General features: G+C 69.9%; 18 protein-coding genes. 6 read left to right on the plus strand and 12 right to left on the minus strand.

The window, feature by feature from the left end:
* From A5673_RS03915 to A5673_RS03925, 3 genes are all read right to left on the minus strand, one after another.
* Positions 1-639: a vitamin K epoxide reductase family protein gene (locus A5673_RS03915; RefSeq protein WP_068227285.1), complete on the minus strand. Its 639-nt coding sequence runs from the start codon at positions 637-639 to the stop codon at positions 1-3.
* Entirely contained in the window at positions 639-1400 is a 762-nt protein-coding gene (locus A5673_RS03920; protein ID WP_068227287.1) for a DsbA family protein, read from the minus strand. The genes A5673_RS03915 and A5673_RS03920 overlap by 1 nt, the downstream gene beginning before the upstream one ends.
* Positions 1401-1481: 81 nt before the next feature.
* Positions 1482-2594: an alpha/beta hydrolase gene (locus tag A5673_RS03925; RefSeq protein ID WP_068227289.1), complete on the minus strand. Its 1113-nt coding sequence runs from the start codon at positions 2592-2594 to the stop codon at positions 1482-1484.
* A gap of 270 nt (positions 2595-2864) precedes the next feature.
* Between A5673_RS03925 and A5673_RS03930 the strand changes: the two genes are divergently transcribed.
* Entirely contained in the window at positions 2865-3710 is an 846-nt protein-coding gene (locus A5673_RS03930; protein WP_197518282.1) for an aldo/keto reductase, read from the plus strand.
* 10 nt (positions 3711-3720) lie between these two features.
* Here A5673_RS03930 and A5673_RS03935 read toward each other — a convergent pair whose 3' ends face one another.
* From A5673_RS03935 to A5673_RS03945, 3 genes are read right to left on the minus strand one after another with little or no spacing between them, the layout of a single operon-like run.
* Positions 3721-4431 carry an HNH endonuclease family protein gene (locus A5673_RS03935; RefSeq protein WP_068227293.1) on the minus strand — a complete coding sequence of 237 codons (711 nt, stop codon included), beginning with the start codon at positions 4429-4431 and terminating at the stop codon, positions 3721-3723.
* Complete coding sequence (recG, locus tag A5673_RS03940; RefSeq protein WP_068227295.1) at positions 4428-6647, minus strand: ATP-dependent DNA helicase RecG; 2220 nt, start codon at positions 6645-6647, stop codon at positions 4428-4430. Before recG ends, A5673_RS03935 begins: the two co-directional genes overlap by 4 nt.
* A gap of 2 nt (positions 6648-6649) precedes the next feature.
* Positions 6650-8320: a DAK2 domain-containing protein gene (locus A5673_RS03945; protein ID WP_068227297.1), complete on the minus strand. Its 1671-nt coding sequence runs from the start codon at positions 8318-8320 to the stop codon at positions 6650-6652.
* Positions 8321-8602: 282 nt separating this feature from the next.
* On the opposite strand from A5673_RS03945, the gene rpmB reads away from it, so the two are divergent.
* The gene (gene rpmB, locus A5673_RS03950) at positions 8603-8797 is read left to right on the plus strand and encodes a 50S ribosomal protein L28 (protein ID WP_007171345.1); all 195 of its coding nucleotides are present in this window, start codon (positions 8603-8605) and stop codon (positions 8795-8797) included.
* Positions 8798-8808: 11 nt separating this feature from the next.
* Here the strand turns inward: rpmB and A5673_RS03955 are convergent, their stop codons facing one another.
* Both A5673_RS03955 and A5673_RS03960 read right to left on the minus strand, forming a co-directional pair.
* Positions 8809-9630, minus strand: coding sequence for a mycofactocin-coupled SDR family oxidoreductase (locus A5673_RS03955; protein WP_068227299.1), 822 nt, complete (start codon positions 9628-9630; stop codon positions 8809-8811).
* Positions 9623-10525 (minus strand): SDR family NAD(P)-dependent oxidoreductase, encoded by a 903-nt coding sequence (locus A5673_RS03960; RefSeq protein ID WP_068227301.1) that lies wholly within the window; start codon positions 10523-10525, stop codon positions 9623-9625. The genes A5673_RS03955 and A5673_RS03960 overlap by 8 nt, the downstream gene beginning before the upstream one ends.
* Positions 10526-10586: 61 nt before the next feature.
* On the opposite strand from A5673_RS03960, the gene A5673_RS03965 reads away from it, so the two are divergent.
* Genes A5673_RS03965 through A5673_RS03980 form a run of 4 tightly spaced genes read left to right on the plus strand, consistent with a single transcriptional unit; the run spans position 10587 to position 14299 of the window.
* The gene (locus A5673_RS03965) at positions 10587-11030 is read left to right on the plus strand and encodes a nuclear transport factor 2 family protein (protein WP_068227382.1); all 444 of its coding nucleotides are present in this window, start codon (positions 10587-10589) and stop codon (positions 11028-11030) included.
* A gap of 39 nt (positions 11031-11069) precedes the next feature.
* Positions 11070-12233, plus strand: a complete 1164-nt coding sequence (locus tag A5673_RS03970; protein WP_068227384.1) for a sulfotransferase — start codon at positions 11070-11072, stop codon at positions 12231-12233.
* Positions 12226-13470, plus strand: a complete 1245-nt coding sequence (locus A5673_RS03975) for a hypothetical protein (RefSeq protein ID WP_068227303.1) — start codon at positions 12226-12228, stop codon at positions 13468-13470. Before A5673_RS03970 ends, A5673_RS03975 begins: the two co-directional genes overlap by 8 nt.
* A 1-nt stretch (position 13471) precedes the next feature.
* On the plus strand, positions 13472-14299 hold the full coding sequence (locus tag A5673_RS03980; protein WP_068227306.1) for an oxidoreductase: 828 nt from the start codon (positions 13472-13474) through the stop codon (positions 14297-14299).
* On the opposite strand, the gene A5673_RS03985 is transcribed toward A5673_RS03980, so the two are convergent.
* Genes A5673_RS03985 through A5673_RS04000 form a run of 4 tightly spaced genes read right to left on the minus strand, consistent with a single transcriptional unit; the run spans position 14296 to position 17146 of the window.
* Positions 14296-15198: an NADP-dependent oxidoreductase gene (locus tag A5673_RS03985; protein WP_068227387.1), complete on the minus strand. Its 903-nt coding sequence runs from the start codon at positions 15196-15198 to the stop codon at positions 14296-14298. The two genes, A5673_RS03980 and A5673_RS03985, sit on opposite strands and share 4 nt — an antisense overlap.
* Positions 15199-15203: 5 nt before the next feature.
* Positions 15204-15887, minus strand: coding sequence for a uracil-DNA glycosylase (locus tag A5673_RS03990; protein WP_068227308.1), 684 nt, complete (start codon positions 15885-15887; stop codon positions 15204-15206).
* On the minus strand, positions 15884-16174 hold the full coding sequence (locus A5673_RS03995) for a DUF1330 domain-containing protein (protein WP_068227310.1): 291 nt from the start codon (positions 16172-16174) through the stop codon (positions 15884-15886). The genes A5673_RS03990 and A5673_RS03995 overlap by 4 nt, the downstream gene beginning before the upstream one ends.
* 9 nt (positions 16175-16183) lie before the next feature.
* A complete protein-coding gene (locus A5673_RS04000) occupies positions 16184-17146 on the minus strand; it encodes a thiamine-phosphate kinase (protein WP_068227312.1) in 963 nt (320 codons plus the stop codon).
* Between the last annotated feature and the right edge of the window lies 1 nt (position 17147).

Here is a 17147-nt window from a genome sequence, read left to right on the forward strand (position 1 = left end):
TCACAACAGGGTGGACCAGTAGTCCCAGAACCGCACCATGATCAGCAGGAACACCGCCGTGAACCACAGCGCGGCGATCGACCACCGCCACTGGTAGGCAACCTGCAGCGGAGGAGTTCGCAGCGCCGGACGAAACGCGATCGACGCGACCACCACCAGCAGCGCGATGGTGACCACCCAGACCACCATGCAGTAGGGGCACAACGCCCCGATGCGGTAGAGGCTCTGGAAGATCAGCCAGTGCACGAACACCGAACCGGCCAGCACGCCGACCGTCAGGCCAACCCAATACCACTGCGGCAGAGGAACTTTCGCGACCGCCAGGACGCCGGTGACGACCACCACGGTGAAGCCCACCAGCCCGAGCAGCGGGTTGGGGAAGCCCAGCACCGACGCCTGCGGGGTGATCATCACCGAGCCGCACGACAGGATCGGGTTGATGTTGCACGACGGGACGTACGCCGGGTTGAGCAGGAGGTCGATCTTCTCCACGGTCAGCGTCATGGAGGCGACCAGGCCGATCACGCCGGCGATCAGCACCCACCACGCGCTGGGGGCGGGTACGCGCGGCCGGGGCGGTGCCTCCGGTGTCTCGCCGCCGGCGTCCTCGGCGGGTTGCGCTGACACCGGGGTCGCCATCAGGCCGCGGGAGAGACGGCGGTGTCGATGCCCGGCACGTCGCCCACGATCGACTTGATCTTGGCGACCAGCGCATCGGGCGTCGACGGGTCGTAGTCCTGGCCGTTGATCTTGATGGTCGGCGTCGCGTTGATGTTCGCCTTCGCGGCCTCCCCGGCGACCCTGGACAGGTACTTGCCGCTGTTGATGCAGTCGGGGACCTTGCCCACGACGCCGTCGACGCGGGCGATTTCGATCAGCCGCGCGTTGTCGGGGAAGTTGGTGCCGCGTTCGTCGGGCTGAATCTGCGGGCTGAACAGCGCGCTGTGGAAGCGGCGGAACGCGTCGATGGATTCGTCGGCGACGCACAGCGCCGCCGCGCCCGCCCTCGACGAATAGTTGTTGTTCTTCTGGTTGTCGAGGATCGCCACCATCGAGTAATCGGCCGCGATGGCGCCGATGTCGATGAGCTTGGACACCGTCGGCCCGAAGGTCCGCTCGAAGTTACCGCAGGCCGGGCAGAGGAAGTCCTCGTAGAACGTCACGACGGCCTTGGGGTTGTTGGTGCCCGGCTGGGTGACCACCTTGCCCGACGTCACCCGGACGGTGTCGCCCTCCCCCGTGGCGCCGCCCTTCTTGTGATGCGACGTGACGATGTAGAAGACGAGCGCGACCGCGAAGATCACGATGAACGCGGTGCCGCCGATCTGGACGAGTCGGCCGGATTTGCCGGTGGCGGACTTGACATCGAATCGCGGGGGACGCTTGGGTTTGTCGGCCACAGGTTCGCTGATCCTTCGGTGCGGGCCCGACCGGCGGTCGGACGGAGGCGCCTCTAGAGTACCGGCGAATCGCCCGACGGCTCAGGCGCGGCTCAGGTGGGCGCGCAGAGCCGAAACGAGCTCGCTCGTACCGACGGCGCTGTCGCCGCCCAGCTGAAACAGGTTCGCGAAGCCGTGGGTCAGCGACCCCATGTAACGCAGGTCCACCGGGGTGCCGGCGGCCTGCAGCGCCGCCGCGTAGGCCTCACCCTCGTCGCGCAACGGGTCGAAGCCGCCGACCGCGATCAACGCGGGCGCCAGGCCCGACAGCGACTCGGCGAGCAGCGGCGACACCCGCGGGTCGGTCGGGTCGAACGCCTTGAGGTACTGCGCGGTGAACCAGTCCATGTCGCGGCGGGTCAGCAGGAAGCCGCGGGCGAACAGGCTCATGGACCGGGTTTGCGCGGTGAAGTCCGTCCGCGGGTAGATCAGCCACTGCAGCACCGGGGCCGGCCCCCCCTCGTCGCGCGCCAGCCGGGCGACCACGGCGGCCAGGTTGCCCCCGGCGCTGTCGCCGCCGACGGCGACCCGCCCGGGGGTCGCGCCGAGCTCACCGGCGTGCTCGTGGGCCCACCGGAAGGCCGCATAGGCGTCCTCGACGGCGGCCGGGGCCGGGTGCTCGGGGGCCAGCCGGTAGCCGATCGACAACACGTGGACGCCGGCGTCACGGCAGGTCAGCCGGCACAGCGAGTCGTGGGTGTCCAGGTCGCCGATCACCCAGCCGCCGCCGTGGTAGAAGACCAGCAGGGGCGCGGCGGCCCCGCCGGGCGGACGGTAGTGCCGCGCGCGGATCTCGCCAGCCGGCCCGGGCAGCGACAGGTCCTCGACCTCGACGTGAATCTGCGGCCCGGGTAAACCCACGAGCGTCTCCCGCATCTGGGCGCGGGACGCGGCCGGCTCGTCGTCGACGACGAGGCCGTCGATGCCGACGGCGCGCAGCCCCGACAGCATCAGCTGAAGCGTGGGATCGAGCGTGTTGCCGTCGATGATGACCGAACGGCCGTGGAACAGCGCCCGCTTGGCGGCGGTCGGGATCCACGGAATGACCTTGACGCCGGCGGTGGTGACGACGCCCTGGACGCGACTGAGCCAGCGCATCGGTGCGCGTTTGGCACCAAGGTCGAGGTCCGGCATCCCCGGCAGGCTTCTGGTCATAGCTGCTCCTGCTCCCCCTGCACATTCGTCGCGACGCTCGCCGACGGAAATTGGATACCCACTACGGCGTGCCGCGCGGACAACTCTACGTCGTCGCCCACTAGCCGTATTTCGGCCACAGTGCGCGGGGCCGCGGCACGCCCCCGACCAGCTAGTGATTAGGTGCTTATCCGGCTGGGTAATATCGTGGTCCCCAAGTCGGTGAACCCCGAGATCGAACACGTCGGGTCCTGATTTACGAACCTTCAATTCACAGGTAGGTGAATGACATTGACTGGCGAGTCGGGCTCCGCCATACCGTCGATAGCTCTTAACGACGAAAACACCATGCCGGTGCTCGGCCTGGGCGTCGCGGACCTGTCGGAGGACGAAGCCGAGCGCGCCGTCGCGGCCGCGCTGGAGATCGGGTGCCGGCTCATCGACACCGCCGCCGCCTACGGCAACGAGGCCGGCGTCGGCCGGGCGATCGCCGCGTCCGGCATCCCGCGCGCGGAGCTGTTCGTCACCACCAAGCTGGCCACCGCGGACCACGGTTTCAGCAAGGCCCCGGTGGCCTGCAGCGCAAGCCTGGAGCGACTCGGCCTCGACTACGTCGACCTCTACCTCATTCATTGGCCGGCACCGGGGCAGGGCAAATACGTCGACGCGTTCGGCGGCATGATCCAATCCCGCGGGGAAGGCCATGCCCGCTCGATCGGGGTGTCCAACTTCACCGAGGACCAGCTCTCGACGGTCATCGACCTGACCTTCGTCACCCCCTCGGTCAACCAGGTCGAGCTGCACCCCCTGCTCAACCAGGCCGATCTGCGCAAGGCGAATGCGCAGCACAACGTCGTCACGCAGTCCTACACGCCGCTGGTTCTCGGCAAGCTGATGGATAACGCGACGCTGACGTCGGTCGCCGCCGAATACGGCAAGACGCCCGCGCAGGTTCTGCTCCGGTGGAACGTGCAATTGGGCAATTCGGTGATTTTCCGTTCGAGCAAGCCCGAGCACATCGCCACCAATGTGGACATTTTCGATTTCGAATTGGCCGGCGAGCACATGGACGCGATCAACGGTCTCAACGACGGCACCCGGCTGCGCCCGGATCCCGATACCTACGAAGGCCCGTAGTCCGTTCCGCTTACCCCGCCGGGCAGGTGGCCGCCGCCTGCCGCAGCACACCCGCGGAGGCCTGGTCCACCGGTAATTGGTAGCCGCGCAGCACGGTGATGAACTGCATGGCGTACTGACACGCGAACGCCGTGTTGGGCGGCATCCACTGGGCCGGCGGCGAGTCGCCTTTGTCCTGGTTGGCCTGGCCTTGCACGGCCAGCAGGTTGGCCGGGTCGTTGGCGAACCGCAGCCGCTCCGGCGGCGGCCAGCCGTAGGCCCCCATGTCCCAGGCGTAGGCGAGCGGGACGATGTGGTCGATCTGCACCGCCTCGCCGACCTTGGCGCCGCGCGTAAAGGCGATCGTGGTGTTGGTGTACGGGTCGTGCAGGGTGCCGGTGGCCACCGCGTCCGGGCAGCGCTTGATCGACACGTACGTCTTGTCGACGAGATCGCGGTTGAGGATGTCGTCGCGGGTGTCACACCCGTTGTGCCCCAGCGGTGCATCGTTGTTGTCGTCCCACGCGTCGCCGAACGCCGGACGCCGGTAGTCGTAGCGGTGGGCCCGCTGGGGTAGCACCGCGACACCGGCCAGCACGTCCGTGCCGGGTTGCACCGTCGGCACGTCGGCGCGGGCGGCCACTTCGGCTCGCTTGTCGGCCGCCGAGCCCAGCGTCTGATAGGCCACCAGCAGCGCGAGCACCGCGACCGCCGACAACCACAGCAGGAGCTTGCGATTCAAGATTTGTCCAGGTAGTCGATTCGATTGGTGTCGGTGAAACGCGCGGCAAGTAAGGCCAATTCGGCGTTCGACGGGTCTTGCTCGTACGCCTGGACCGCGAAGTCGCGCGCGGCTTCGATGTAGGTTCCGTGGTCGGCCAGCGACAGCAGCCGTAATGTGACCGCCCTGCCGGATTGGTTGCGGCCCAGCACATCTCCCTCGCGGCGCTCCTTGAGGTCGAGGTCGGCGAGGGCGAACCCGTCCATCGTCTCGGCGACCGCGCGCAGCCGCCGGCCGGCGTGCGAGGCCGGGGGGACCCAGCTGGCCAGCAGGCACAGGCTCGGATGCTCGCCGCGGCCGATGCGCCCCCGCAGCTGATGCAGCTGGCTGATGCCGAACCGGTCGGCGTCCATCACCAACATGACCGTGGCGTTGGGGACGTCGACGCCCACCTCGATGACCGTGGTGCACACCAGCACGTCGATCTCACCCGCGCGAAACGCCGCCATCGCGGCGTCCTTCTCGTCGGCGGACAGCCGCCCGTGCATGAGCCCCAGCCGCAGGTCCGCCAGCTCCCCGGTGCGCAGCCGGTCGAAGAGCCCCACCGCGGTCTCCGAAGGCCGGCCGCCCTCCTCACGCTTTTCGGTGTCGTCGGTCTCGTCGATGCGGGGCGCCACCACATAGGCCTGGCGGCCCGCGGAAACCTCCTCGATGATGCGGTGCCACGCGCGATCGAGCCAGGCGGGCTTGTCGCCGATGAAGATGACGTTGGAGGCGATCGGCCGGCGTCCGCGCGGAAGTTCGCGCAGCGTCGAGGTCTCCAGGTCGCCGTACACCGTGAGCGCGACGGTGCGCGGGATCGGCGTCGCCGTCATCACCAGCAGGTGCGGTGTGGTGCCGGCACGGGCCTTGGCGCGCAGTTGATCTCGCTGTTCGACGCCGAATCGATGCTGCTCGTCGACCACCACCATGCCCAGGTTGTGGAAGTCCACCGCGTCCTGCAGCAGCGCGTGGGTGCCGACGACGATGCCGGCCTGGCCCCCGGCGACCTCGTCGCGGACGTGCTTCTTGTGCGCGGCCGTCATGGATCCGGTGAGCAGCTCCACCCGGGTCGCGTTGTCGGCCCCGCCCAGCTGGCCCGCCATCGCCAACTCGCCGAGGACGTCACGGATCGACCGAAGATGTTGCGCTGCAAGGACTTCCGTGGGAGCCAGCAGCGCGCACTGGTAGCCGGCGTCGACCATCTGCAGCATCGCCAGCACGGCGACGATCGTCTTGCCGGACCCGACCTCGCCCTGCAGCAGGCGGTTCATCGGGCGGGTGGCCGCCAGCCCATCGGAAAGCACGTCGAGCACCTCGCGCTGTCCGGCCGTCAGCTCGAAGGGCAACCGCCGCAACAACTCCGCCGCCAGGCCGTCGTCCCGCCGCGGCGCCGGGGGCCCCGATTCCGACAGCTCACCGTGCCGGCGGGCGACCAGCGCCCATTGCAGGCCGACGGCCTCGTCGAACGTCAATCGCTCACGGGCCCTTTGCCGTTCGCGCTCGTCTTCCGAGAGATGGATGGCGCGCAGCGCCTCGTCCTCGGGGATCAGGCCGAGTTCGGCGCGCAGGGCGGCGGGCAGCGGATCGGGCACCGGGTCGAGGACGTCGAGCACCTGGCGCACGGTGGCGAAGATGTTCCAGCTCTGCACCCTCGCGCTGGCCGGATAGATCGGGAAGAAATGGTGTTCGAATGCGTCCGCTAGCTCATCGCCGGTGGTGGCATCGGAAGCGTCGGCGATGCTCTTGAGCGATGCGGTGCCGCGGTTCTTCCCGTCCGGCGACTCAACGATGAGGAATGCGGGGTGCGTCAGCTGCATCTCGTTCCTGAAGAACCCGACCTCCCCGGACAGCATCACCTTGGTGCCCTTGGTGAGGTCCTTCATGATGTAGTTCGCGTTGAAGAACGTGGCGGTCACCGCACCGCGGCCGGAGCCCAGGGTGATGCGGTGACACATCTTCTTCGGGTTCTTCTTCATCGGAAACGACTTGGTGGCGGCGATCGTGTCGACGAGGGTGATGTGTTCACCGGCCGGCGGCTTCTCGTCGTCGGCGCCCCAGCGGCTCGCGCCCTCGGTGTAACTGCGCGGATAGTGGCGGAGCAGGTCGTCGACCGTTTGGATGCCAAAAAATTCGTCCAGGAGCGGCACGATTTTGCCGCCCACGACGTAGTCCAGCCGGTCGGACAGCGATGCCACGGCTACTCGACCCCGATCAGCAGGACGTCGCCGCGGTGGCCGGTGCGGTAGGTCATCAGCTCGGTGCCCGGGTGATGGTCGTGCACGTGGTCCTGCAGGATGTCGCCCACGGCGGCGGCCTCGTCCTCGTCCTCGATGCCCGCGCCGATCAACACGGTCACCAGGTCGCCGCCCGACGCCAGCAGCAGATCGAGCAGGCCGATCGCCGCCGCGGCCGCATCGGCGGCCACGATGAGCACCTCGTCGCCGGCGATGCCCAGGCCGTCGCCCGGCTGGCAGCGGCCGGCCCACGTCAGCGCGCTCCCCGTCGCGATGCGCACCGACCCGTGCCGGGACGCGCCGGCCGCGCGGGCCATGGTGAAGCCGTCGTCGACCGCCTGGCGTTCCGCCTCGTGCACGGCCAGGGCGGCCAGCCCCTGAACCATCGACCCGGTCGGGATCGGGACCACGTCGATGCCCCACCCGATGGCCGCCGTGCACCCGGCCACCAGCTCCTCGGCGGCCACATACCCGTTGGGCAGCACCATCACCTGGGCGGCGCCGGTGTCGACCACGGCCCGCACCAGCTGGTGGGCGCTGACGTTCGCGTCCGGGTCGGGCCGCAGCACGCAGGCGCCCTCGGCGGCGAACAGCTCGGCGGCGCCCTCGCCGTCGACGACGGCCAGCACGGCCCGTTCGCGCGTCCAGCCGCCCGCCGGCAGCCCGGCGGCTCCGGAGCTCAGCGCCGAGATGACGATCCGGCTGAGCCGCCCCGCGGCCAGGCCCGCCTCGACGGCGGCCCCGGCGTCGTCGGTGTGCACGTGCACGGAGTAGCTGTCGATCCGGGTGGATTCTTCCGCGGCGGCCTGCGCCAGCGCGACGGATTCCCCGAGTTCCTCGAGCCGATTGCGCAGCTGGTTGGCGGCGGCCTGCTCGCAGCCGTCCAGCCGGTACATCACCTCGAACTGGGGCCCCGGGCGTTCGGCGGGGGCTTGCGGCTCCGGGGCGCGCGGGGAAGGCTCGTAGACCGTGCGGGCGGGCGCCTGCCCACCGATGGTGCAACGCAGCGCGTCCAGCAGCACGAGCAGGCCGCGCGCGCCGGCGTCCACCGCGCCGGCGTCGGCCAGGACGTCGAGCTGCTCGGGGGTTTTTTCCAGCGCGACCACCGCGGCGTCGCCGGCGGCCGTGATCGCCGCGGACAGCCCGTCTTCGGCGCCTTTTTCGACGGCGTCGGCGGCGGCCCTCAACACCGAGACGATGGTGCCGGGCACCTCGTCGCCCCCCATGGAGGCGATGACGAGCTCGACGCCACGCTGCAGCCCGGCCCCGAGGACGGCCGCGTCCATGTGGCGCAGCTCACCGCCGGCGCTTACCGCCGCGGCCGCGGTGACATCGGCGATCCCCCGCAGGATCTGCGACAGGATCACCCCGGAATTGCCGCGGGCGCCGTTCAGCGCGCCGGAGGACAGGGCCGCCGCCACCCGGGCCACGCAGCCCTCGGCGGCGGCTCCCGCGTTCGCCTCCGCCAACGCCGAACGCATGGTGAACAGCATGTTCGCGCCGGTGTCGGAATCGGCGACCGGAAACACGTTGAGCCGGTTGATCTCGTCGATGTGGGTGATCAAATCGCTGACGGCGGTGTGGGCCCAGTCCCGCAGGGTCGCCGCGCTCAGCAGCGCATCCGACGTGCCCAAGCGACCCACCTCCCTCGGAGCCTCCCGCGCCGGCCCCCGGTGGGCGCCAGCGTAGCCCGGCGACGACGCGCGCGGCGGCCGGCCACCGCGGCACACCCGCTGCCTGAGCGCACCGGCGCATTGAGCCTAGCCAGAGCTGGTGACAGCCCCGGGGCTACGCCGCCGGGGGGTGTGGATCGTTTTGGTGGTTGCCTATGTCAGTCGGTATCCTGGGCTGGCCCGAGTCATTCCGGGCTGTCCCGGCCACCTGCCGGACCCCGAACCATTTGAGGAGCTTGAACCATGGCCGCTGTGTGCGATATCTGCGGGAAAGGCCCCGGCTTCGGCAAGTCGGTGTCGCACTCCCACCGCCGCACCAGCCGCCGGTGGGACCCCAACGTCCAGACCGTGCACGTCGTGACCCGTCCCGGCGGCAACAGGCAGCGGCTGAACGTCTGCACGTCCTGCATCAAGGCCGGCAAGGTCGTCCGGGGCTAACTCGCCGCGCGTCACATGACGACGTGACCGGCGTCCACCGGTATCGAAACGCCGGTGACGTATCGCGACCGCGGGCCCACGAGCCACAGCACCGCTTCGGTGACGTCGCGCGGCTCGACCAGCGGCACCCCGGGCAGCAGCGTCTGCGAGACGGCCGGGTTCGGGTTCTCCAACATCCGGTTCGCCACGAAGTCGTTCAGAATCATCGGCGTCGCGACCCCGCTGGGGTTGACCGAGTTGACTCGAATCTTGTGCTGCGCATACGCGTTGGCCGCCGAGCGCATCAGCCCCACCACGGCGTGCTTGGAGGCGGCGTAGCCGAACATCGCCGCGCTGCCGTCACCGCCCTTGCCGGTCAGCCCCTGCGCCGAACTGACCAGCACAACCGAACCGCCCCGACCCTTGCGGATGATCGACGGCACCGTCGCCAGCATCGTGTGCCATACGCCTTTGAGGTTCGTGTCGACGATCGTGTTGAACACCGGTTCTGAGTGGGTGTCGGTGTCGCCGATCGCCACCACCCCGGCGTTGGCGATGACGATGTCGATCTCGCCGAGCTCGTCGATCCCGGCCCGCACCCCGGCCTCCAGCTGTGCGAGGTCGCGCACGTCGGCGACGACGGGGACGACCTTGCGGCCCGCGTCGGCGACCAGCCGCGCGGTCTCGTCGAGGTCGGCTTTGGTGCCCAGCGGGTAGGGAATCGCGTCGATGTCGGCGCAGATGTCCACGGCGATGATGTCGGCGCCCTGCTCGGCCAGCGCGACGGCGTGGCTGCGGCCCTGGCCGCGCGCGGCGCCGGTGATGACGGCGACGGTGTCGTCGAGTTCACCCATGCGTGGGCACCTCCAGTTTCGTGCCGGTCTCCCGCTCGGCGAACGCGACGAGGCGGGCGGCGGCGTCGTAGTCGCACGCGAGCACCGAGCGGCCGATGAGTACCGGGCCGCCGCGCAGCCCCATCCTGCCGCTCACGCCGACATAGCTGCCCGGCGGCACCGGTTCGCTGATGCAGTACAGGGTGGGGGCGGCGCCCTCGTTGATGTCGTTGGCCAGCCGGTCGGCGACGATCTTGACCGCCTTGTGTGACAACGACATCAGCGGCGAATCGGACAGGTGCGACAGGTTCGACGCCACCCACCCCGGGTGGGTGAGGTGGCTGACGATCGGCGATCCGGCGGCGCGCAGCCGGCGGTCCAGCTCGAGCCCCCACAACATCACCGCGAGCTTGGACTGGCCGTAGGCCCCCAGCCTCGTCCACTTGTGCCGGCGCAGGTGCGGGTCGTCGAGGCGCAACGCCGCGTGCCGGTGGGCGTCGGAGCCCACATTGATGATCTGCGTACGCACCCGGGGCAACAACAGGTTGGTCAGCGCGAACGGGCCGAGCAGGTTGGTGCCCAGCGTCATCTCGAAGCCGTCGACGGTGTCGGTGCGCCGATCGGTCAGGGTGCCGGCGTTGTTGATCAGGATGTCGATGGGCCCGTCGATCAGATCGGGGAAGGCGCGCACCGAAGACAGGTCGGCGAGGTCGAGCTTCGCCACGGTGGTGGAGCCACCCATCTCGGCGGCGCGCCGCTCGCCGAGTTCCGTGTTGCGCACGGCCAGAACCACATGGGCGCCGGCGCGGGCGAGGGCGCGCGAGGTGCCCAACCCGACGCCGTTGGTGGCGCCGGTCACGATGATTCGTTTGCCGCTCAACTCGCCCAGCCGACTCGGCGTCCACGGTGACGTCACGGCGACCAAGAATAGTGGGAGGTTCTATGTAAATGGGGGCAGGTCTGCCAACATGGTCGGCGTGGGCGACAGCGCGACGGAAATCAACAACCTGATTTACACCTACGCTGAGCTCCTGGACCGCGGTGATCTGGACAGCGTGGCCCGGCTCTTCGAGTACGGCCGCATCTGCGGGGTGGAGAACGGCCCACCGGAGACGGTGTTCGCGGGGTCCGCCAGAGTGCGCGAGATGTACGACATGGCAACGCGCCTCTACGAGGACGGCACCCCCAAGACCAAGCACAACACCACCAACGTGCAGCTGCACATCGACGACGCCGCGGGAACCGCACGCAGCACGTCGTACTACTGCGTCACCCAGGCCACCCCCGATCTGCCGCTCCAGGTGATCGTGACCGGGCACTACAAGGACACCTTCCAACGGATCGACGGCGTCTGGCACTTCGAGAGCCGGACCATGTTCGTCGACCAGGTCGGCGACGTCAGCCAGCACCTGAAGTTCTGACCGGTGGGGCACCTCGACCCATTCGACCCCGCCGCCGTCATGGCCGACGCCCAACGCAAGGAATCGCTGGACGACTGGGGCCCCGGCGAGTTCGAACGCCCGCTGCGCGTGCTGCTGGCCGACTACGACCGCGCCGACCTCAACTCCATCGGAATCCACCTCCTGCGGTCGGGCATCGTGCACAGCCTGCGGATGCGGTTGCGGGCAGCCGAGTGGATCCGCCGCCACCCGGAGATCCTCGAGGAGCACATCACCGCGCCGGTCGTCGTCGTCGGGATGATGCGCAGCGGCACCACCCTGCTGCAGCGACTGCTGGCCGCCGACCCGCGCTTCGCCTGCGCCTACGGCTGGGAGGTGGTCGAGGTCGCGCCGCGACTGGACCACCCATTCGCCGGCGTCGATCCGCGCATCGCCGTCAGCGAGGCGCGGGAGGCCAAGTCCCGCGAACTCGCGCCCGAGCTGTTCGCCATCCATCCGATGTACGCGCGCGAGGCCGAGGAGGAGATCGTCTTTTTGGCCGACGCGTTCCTGTCGCACGTCCCCGAGTCCGGGGCCCACCTACCGCATTATCGGTCCTGGCTCGACGAGCAGGATTTCTCGCCGGCCTACGACCACCTGCACCGCATGCTGCAATTCCTGCAGTGGCAGAAACGGCAAGGATTCTTCGGCGGCGGTCCGCCGCCGCGACGGTGGGTGCTCAAATCACCGGCGCACCTGGGCTATCTGGACGTGCTGCGCGCGCGGTTTCCCGACGCGCACATCGTCCACATGCATCGCGACCCGCGCGCCACGATCGCGTCGGGAGCCAGCCTGAATGCCACCCTGCACGCGATGCACGCCGACGCCGTCGACAAGCCCCGGGTGGGCGCGCAGTGGCTGGAGCGGATGGGCTGGACCAATGACCGGGCGATGGCGCTGCGCGACACCTGGGCCGACCAGGCATCCCGGGTCACCGACATCGGCTTCGACGAGGCGGTGGCCGATCCGATCGGTCAGGTGGCCCGCGTCTACGACGCCGTCGGCCTGCCGCTCACCGCGCGGGCCGAAGAGGCGATGCGGCGCTGGCTCACCGACCGTCCCCGCGAGCTGCCGCGCCCGCCGTACGCCCTGGCGGACTTCGGCCTGCGCCCCGAGCAGGTCGACGAACGCTTCACGTTGTACGACAAACGTTTTGAGCAATACATAGGAGAACCGCATGGCTGACGATCCCATCGCGACGACATCCCAACACGAACAGGAGCTGGCCTCCCTCGAGCTGATCGAGCACCCGGTCGTCAAGGCCGCCTACAAAACGGTGGCCGAGACGTGGCTGGGCCGCGCCAAGGCTTCCGACGCGATGCGCGAGCGGTTCGACGACGCGTACGCCGAAGTGATGTTCTCCGCCGCGGTGTGGTCGTCCAACCAGGACAAGCTGCGGCCCAAGGTCAGCTGCATCACCCGGCTGGCGCATCCGGTGGGGGGCCGCCGCATCCCCGGATCACGCTGGGGCATCGACAATCCCGACAGCGTCTACCGGGTGATCCCGATCTCCGGCGACGAACGCTACGAGATCCACGGCCGGGTCGGCCGGCATCGCATGACCGAGAACTACTTCACGCTGTGGGACGCGCACATGGGCACCGTCGACGTGCTCAACGGCCGCACCATGGCGGTCGATCCCGACGGCAGCTTCACCATCACCGTCGACTCCGAGCCCGCGGGCGGGCGAAAAAACCACGTGCGGACCACCCCCGAGGCCCACGAGTTCTACATCCGGGACGTCTTGCTGGACTGGGCCCGCGATGACCCCAATTATTTTGAGGTGCAACGACTCGGCGGCCCATCGCGAGCGCCCGCACGCACGCGCGACGAGCAAGCCGAGGCGACCGCGGCGATGATGGCGTACTTCGCCGACTTCACCGGCAAGCTCAGCCACGGCGTGTACAAGATGCCGGCCAACCACTTCAACCTGGCGTGGTCGGCCGACAAGGCCGGCGCGATGCGCAACCAGGTCTACGTGATGGGCCGCTTCGACCTCGCCCCGGACGAGGCGTTCGTCGTCGACCTCAACGACGGCGGCGCCGAATACTTCACGGTGCCGTTGAGCAACATCTGGGGCACCACGCTGGACATCGTCGATGCCACCGGCAGCCTCAACAAGGCGCAGTCGGTTGCCAACCAGGACGGCACGTACACCTACGTGATCTCGCCGGTCGACCCGGGCGTGGCGAATTGGATCGACTCCGACGGGCTGGCCGAGGCCATCCTGACGTTGCGCATGGCGGAGTTCGGTGGGAACGGTCCGCGCGAGGATCTCGGCGCGACCGGGCGCGTGGTCAAGCTGGACCGGCTCGACACCGAGGTGCCCCACCTGCCGCGGGTGAGCGCGCAGGAGCGGGCGGCGCAACTCGCCGACCGGCGCGCGGCGTATCTGCGGCGCCTGCCGGAAGGAACGGCCTGAGATGGCGCGCTGGCTCGTCACCGGGTGCTCGACCGGCTTCGGCCGCGAAATCGCACGCGCCGCACTGGAAGCCGGCCACAGCGTGGTGGTCACCGCGCGCCGGGCCGAGGCGGTGCGGGATCTGGCCGACGAGTTCGGCGATCGCGCCGTGGCCGTCGCGCTCGACGTGACCGACGCCGCCCAGATCGCGGCCGCGGTGTCGGCGGCCGACGACGCGTTCGGCGGCATCGACGTCCTGGTCAACAACGCCGGCCACGGCTACCTGTCGGCGGTGGAAGAGGGCGAGGACGTCGAGGTGCGAAAGCTGTTCGACGTCAACTACTTCGGTGCCGTCGACATGATCAAGGCCGTGCTGCCCGCCATGCGTGCCCGCGGGTCGGGACACATCATCAACATGTCGTCGATGACCGGGCTGGTGGCCAACCCGCCCAACGCCTACTACTCGTCAACCAAGTTCGCGCTGGAGGCGATCACCGAGGCGCTGGCCACCGAGGTGCGGCCGCTCGGCATCAAGGTGACCGCCATCGAGCCGGGCGCCTTCCGCACCGACTGGGCGACGCGGTCGATGAAGGAGTCGGGCACCCCGATCGCCGACTACTCGGATGTGGCGGCGCGCAAGGACTTGATCAAGCAATTCGCCGATCATCTGCCGGGTGACCCCCGCAAGGTCGCCGAGGCCGTGCTCATGGTCACCAAGCTCGACGACCCGCCGCTGCGCCTGCTGCTGGGCCGCGACGTTCTCAAGGCGATGCGCGACAAGATCGCCGCGACGTCGGCGTCGATCGAACAATGGAAGGCCGTCACCAAAGACGTCAACTTCCCCGCTTAGTCCCGGACGACGATGACCGTCTTGCCCGCGCGCCGGCCCGGTTGCCGCCCGCTCTCGAATGCCTCCCGGCCCTCCTGAAGGGGGAAGGTCCCGGCGATCTCCACGTGCAGCCGGCCGGAATCGACGAGCGCGGCCAGTTCGGTGAGCTGGTCGCGATTCGGCACGACGATGAAAAACGTTGCGGTCGCGCGGGGCTCCGACAGGGTGACCACGCGTCCACCGCGGCGCACCAATGCCAAGGACCGGTCCAAGGTCGCACCGCCAACAGTGTCGATGATGACGTCGTAGGGTCCGGTTTCCTCGAAAGCTTCGGTGCGCACGTCGATCACCCGCTCGGCGCCGAACCCGCGCAACAGCTCGCCGGCGTCGCTGCGCACGGTCGCGGTGACGCGCGCGCCCAGCGTGGCCGCCAGCTGGACCGTCAGGGCCCCGACTCCACCGGCCCCGCCGTGCACCAGCACCTCCTCCCCGGGCCGCACGGCGGCATGGTCGACCAGGGCCTGCCACGCGGTGAGCCCGGCCAACGGCAGCGCGGCGGCGGCGACGTGGGAGGCGGTCGACGGCTTGGCGGCCAGATCGGCTGCCGGCGCCGCCACGAATTCGGCCGCCGCGCCATCACGGTCGAAGTCGATCAGCCCGTAGACCTCGTCGCCGGGTGCCAAGCCCGTGACGCCCGGCCCGATCTCAGCGACCACGCCGGACACCTCGTGCGACGGGATCACCGGGATCCGGCTCGCGCCGTCGCGCGTCCAGGTCTCGTCCCACGTCAACTCGTCGAACGTGATGGCCGCCGCGTGCACCTCGATGAGGACCTCGCCGGCCCCGGGGGCCGGGACGGGCGCGCGCTCCACGACCAGCACCTCGGGGCCGCCCCGGCGATGCGCGCGCAGCGCCGTCATCTCGGTCACGGCAGCTTCCAATCGATCGGGTCGGCGCCCATCCCGGCGAGCAGCTCGTTGGCGCGGCTGAACGGGCGCGAGCCGAAGAACCCGCGGGACGCCGACAGCGGTGAGGGGTGTGGCGACTCGATCGCGACGCAGTCACCTTCGGCCAGCATCGGCTTGAGGGTGGACGCGTCGCGGCCCCACAGGATCGCCACCATCGGCTGCGAGCGTGCGACCAGCGCGCGGATGGCGCACTCGGTGACCGCTTCCCACCCCTTGCCCCGGTGCGACGCCGGGTTGCTCGGGCGCACCGTGAGCACCCTGTTCAACAGCATCACCCCGCGCTGCGCCCAGGGCGTCAGGTCGCCGCACGAGGGAGGCGGGTAGCCGAGATCCGAGCTGTACTCGCCGAAGATGTTTTCCAGGCTGCGCGGCAGCGGGCGCACGTCCGGGGCCACCGAGAAGCTCAGGCCCACGGCGTGCCCGGGCGTCGGGTAGGGATCTTGCCCGACGATCAAAACCCGTACCTCGTCGAACGGAAAGGTGAAGGCGCGCAACACGTTTGGTCCCGCCGGCAGGTACTGGCGCCCGGCCGCGATCTCGGCCCGCAGGAACTGGCCCAGCTGGGCGACCTGCTCGGTCACCGGCGCCAGCGCCGCCGCCCAGCCCGGCTCGACGAGCTCGCCCAGCGGGCGCGCGGTCACTGCAGCCCCCGCACCAGCAGCACCACCGTGTCGGCGCCCGCGCGCCGGTCCTTCGCGATCTCCTCGTATTCGGGCGATTGCACGAACTCCCGAAACGCCGCCTCGTCGGGAAAGGACATCAGCACCACCTTCTCGCGGTCCCACCGTCCCTCGACGACGTTCGGCGATTCGTCGGCGGCCAGCAGCGTTCCGGGGTGGCGACGGAAAACGTCCATGAACCTCGCCTGGTACCGGTCATAGGCTGCCCGGTCGGTGAATCTCAGCTGCGCGATCGCGTAGACGGTCACCGCGTCACACTAATACGACTGCCACCCGGCGTAACCGCTGTACTCCGCGCCGTCGACGAGCACGCGGGCCGGCCCGGCGAGCACCGTGCCGACGACCCGCCACCCCGCCGGCGCCCGACCGGCGAAACAGGCCGCCAGGGCGTGGTCCTCGCCGCCCCCCAGCACCCACGCCAGCGGGTCGGCGGCAACGGCGGTCGCGGCCGCCGTCAGCGCGTCGCGGTCCGCGGCCAGCGCCGCGGTGGACACATCGATGCCCACCCCCGACGCCTCGGCGACGTGCCGCAGGTCGGCGACGAGGCCGTCGGAGACGTCGATCATCGCCTGCGCCCCCGCCGCCGCGGCCGCCGCGCCCTGCCCGTAGGGCGGCTGCGGCACCAGGTGCCGGCGCCGCAGTTCGTCGAAACCACCAATCCCCTTGCCCCACAGCGCATATCCGGCCGCGGAGCGGCCCAATTCACCGGTGACGGCGAGCACCGAACCGGCCTTTGCCCCCGACCGCAGCACCGGCGCGCGACCGCCGAGGTCACCCAACACGGTCACCGACAACACCCACTGCGGGCCGCCGACCAGGTCCCCGCCGACGATGCCGGCGCCGATCCGCGCCGCCTCGTCCCACATCCCGTCGACCAGCGCGTCCACCCGCGCGGCCGGCGTGTCGCCGGGCGCCGCGAAGCCGGCCACGAAGGCGGTGGGCCGCCCGCCCATCGCCTCGATGTCGGCGGCGTTCTGGGCGATCGCCTTGCGGCCGACGTCGTGCGGTGTCGACCAGTCCAGCCGAAAGTGCCGGTCCTGCACCAGCACATCGGTCGAAATCAGGGTGCGGCCGTCGCCGGCGGCCACCAGCGCCGCGTCGTCGCCGGGCCCCAGCAGCACCGCGCCGGGTTGCCGGCGGCCCCGCACCAACCGATCGATGACGGCGAATTCGCCGATCCGTTGCAGCGTCGGGGACTCTCCCGATGTGTCGTCGCGCACG

Origin of the sequence: Mycobacterium sp. E3198 (assembly GCF_001667015.1) — a bacterium.
Lineage (GTDB): Bacteria > Actinomycetota > Actinomycetes > Mycobacteriales > Mycobacteriaceae > Mycobacterium.

Excerpts from the sequence above, each read along its gene's own strand:
- rpmB (WP_007171345.1), top strand. The coding sequence starts at position 8,603 with ATGGCCGCTGTGTGCGATATCTGCGGGAAAGGCCCCGGCTTCGGCAAG.
- A5673_RS03985 (WP_068227387.1), bottom strand. The coding sequence starts at position 15,198 with ATGACGGCGCTGCGCGCGCATCGCCGGGGCGGCCCCGAGGTGCTGGTC.
- A5673_RS03925 (WP_068227289.1), bottom strand. The coding sequence starts at position 2,594 with ATGACCAGAAGCCTGCCGGGGATGCCGGACCTCGACCTTGGTGCCAAA.
- A5673_RS03970 (WP_068227384.1), top strand. The coding sequence starts at position 11,070 with ATGGCCGACGCCCAACGCAAGGAATCGCTGGACGACTGGGGCCCCGGC.
- A5673_RS03915 (WP_068227285.1), bottom strand. The coding sequence starts at position 639 with ATGGCGACCCCGGTGTCAGCGCAACCCGCCGAGGACGCCGGCGGCGAG.
- A5673_RS03980 (WP_068227306.1), top strand. The coding sequence starts at position 13,472 with ATGGCGCGCTGGCTCGTCACCGGGTGCTCGACCGGCTTCGGCCGCGAA.
- A5673_RS03975 (WP_068227303.1), top strand. The coding sequence starts at position 12,226 with ATGGCTGACGATCCCATCGCGACGACATCCCAACACGAACAGGAGCTG.
- A5673_RS03955 (WP_068227299.1), bottom strand. The coding sequence starts at position 9,630 with ATGGGTGAACTCGACGACACCGTCGCCGTCATCACCGGCGCCGCGCGC.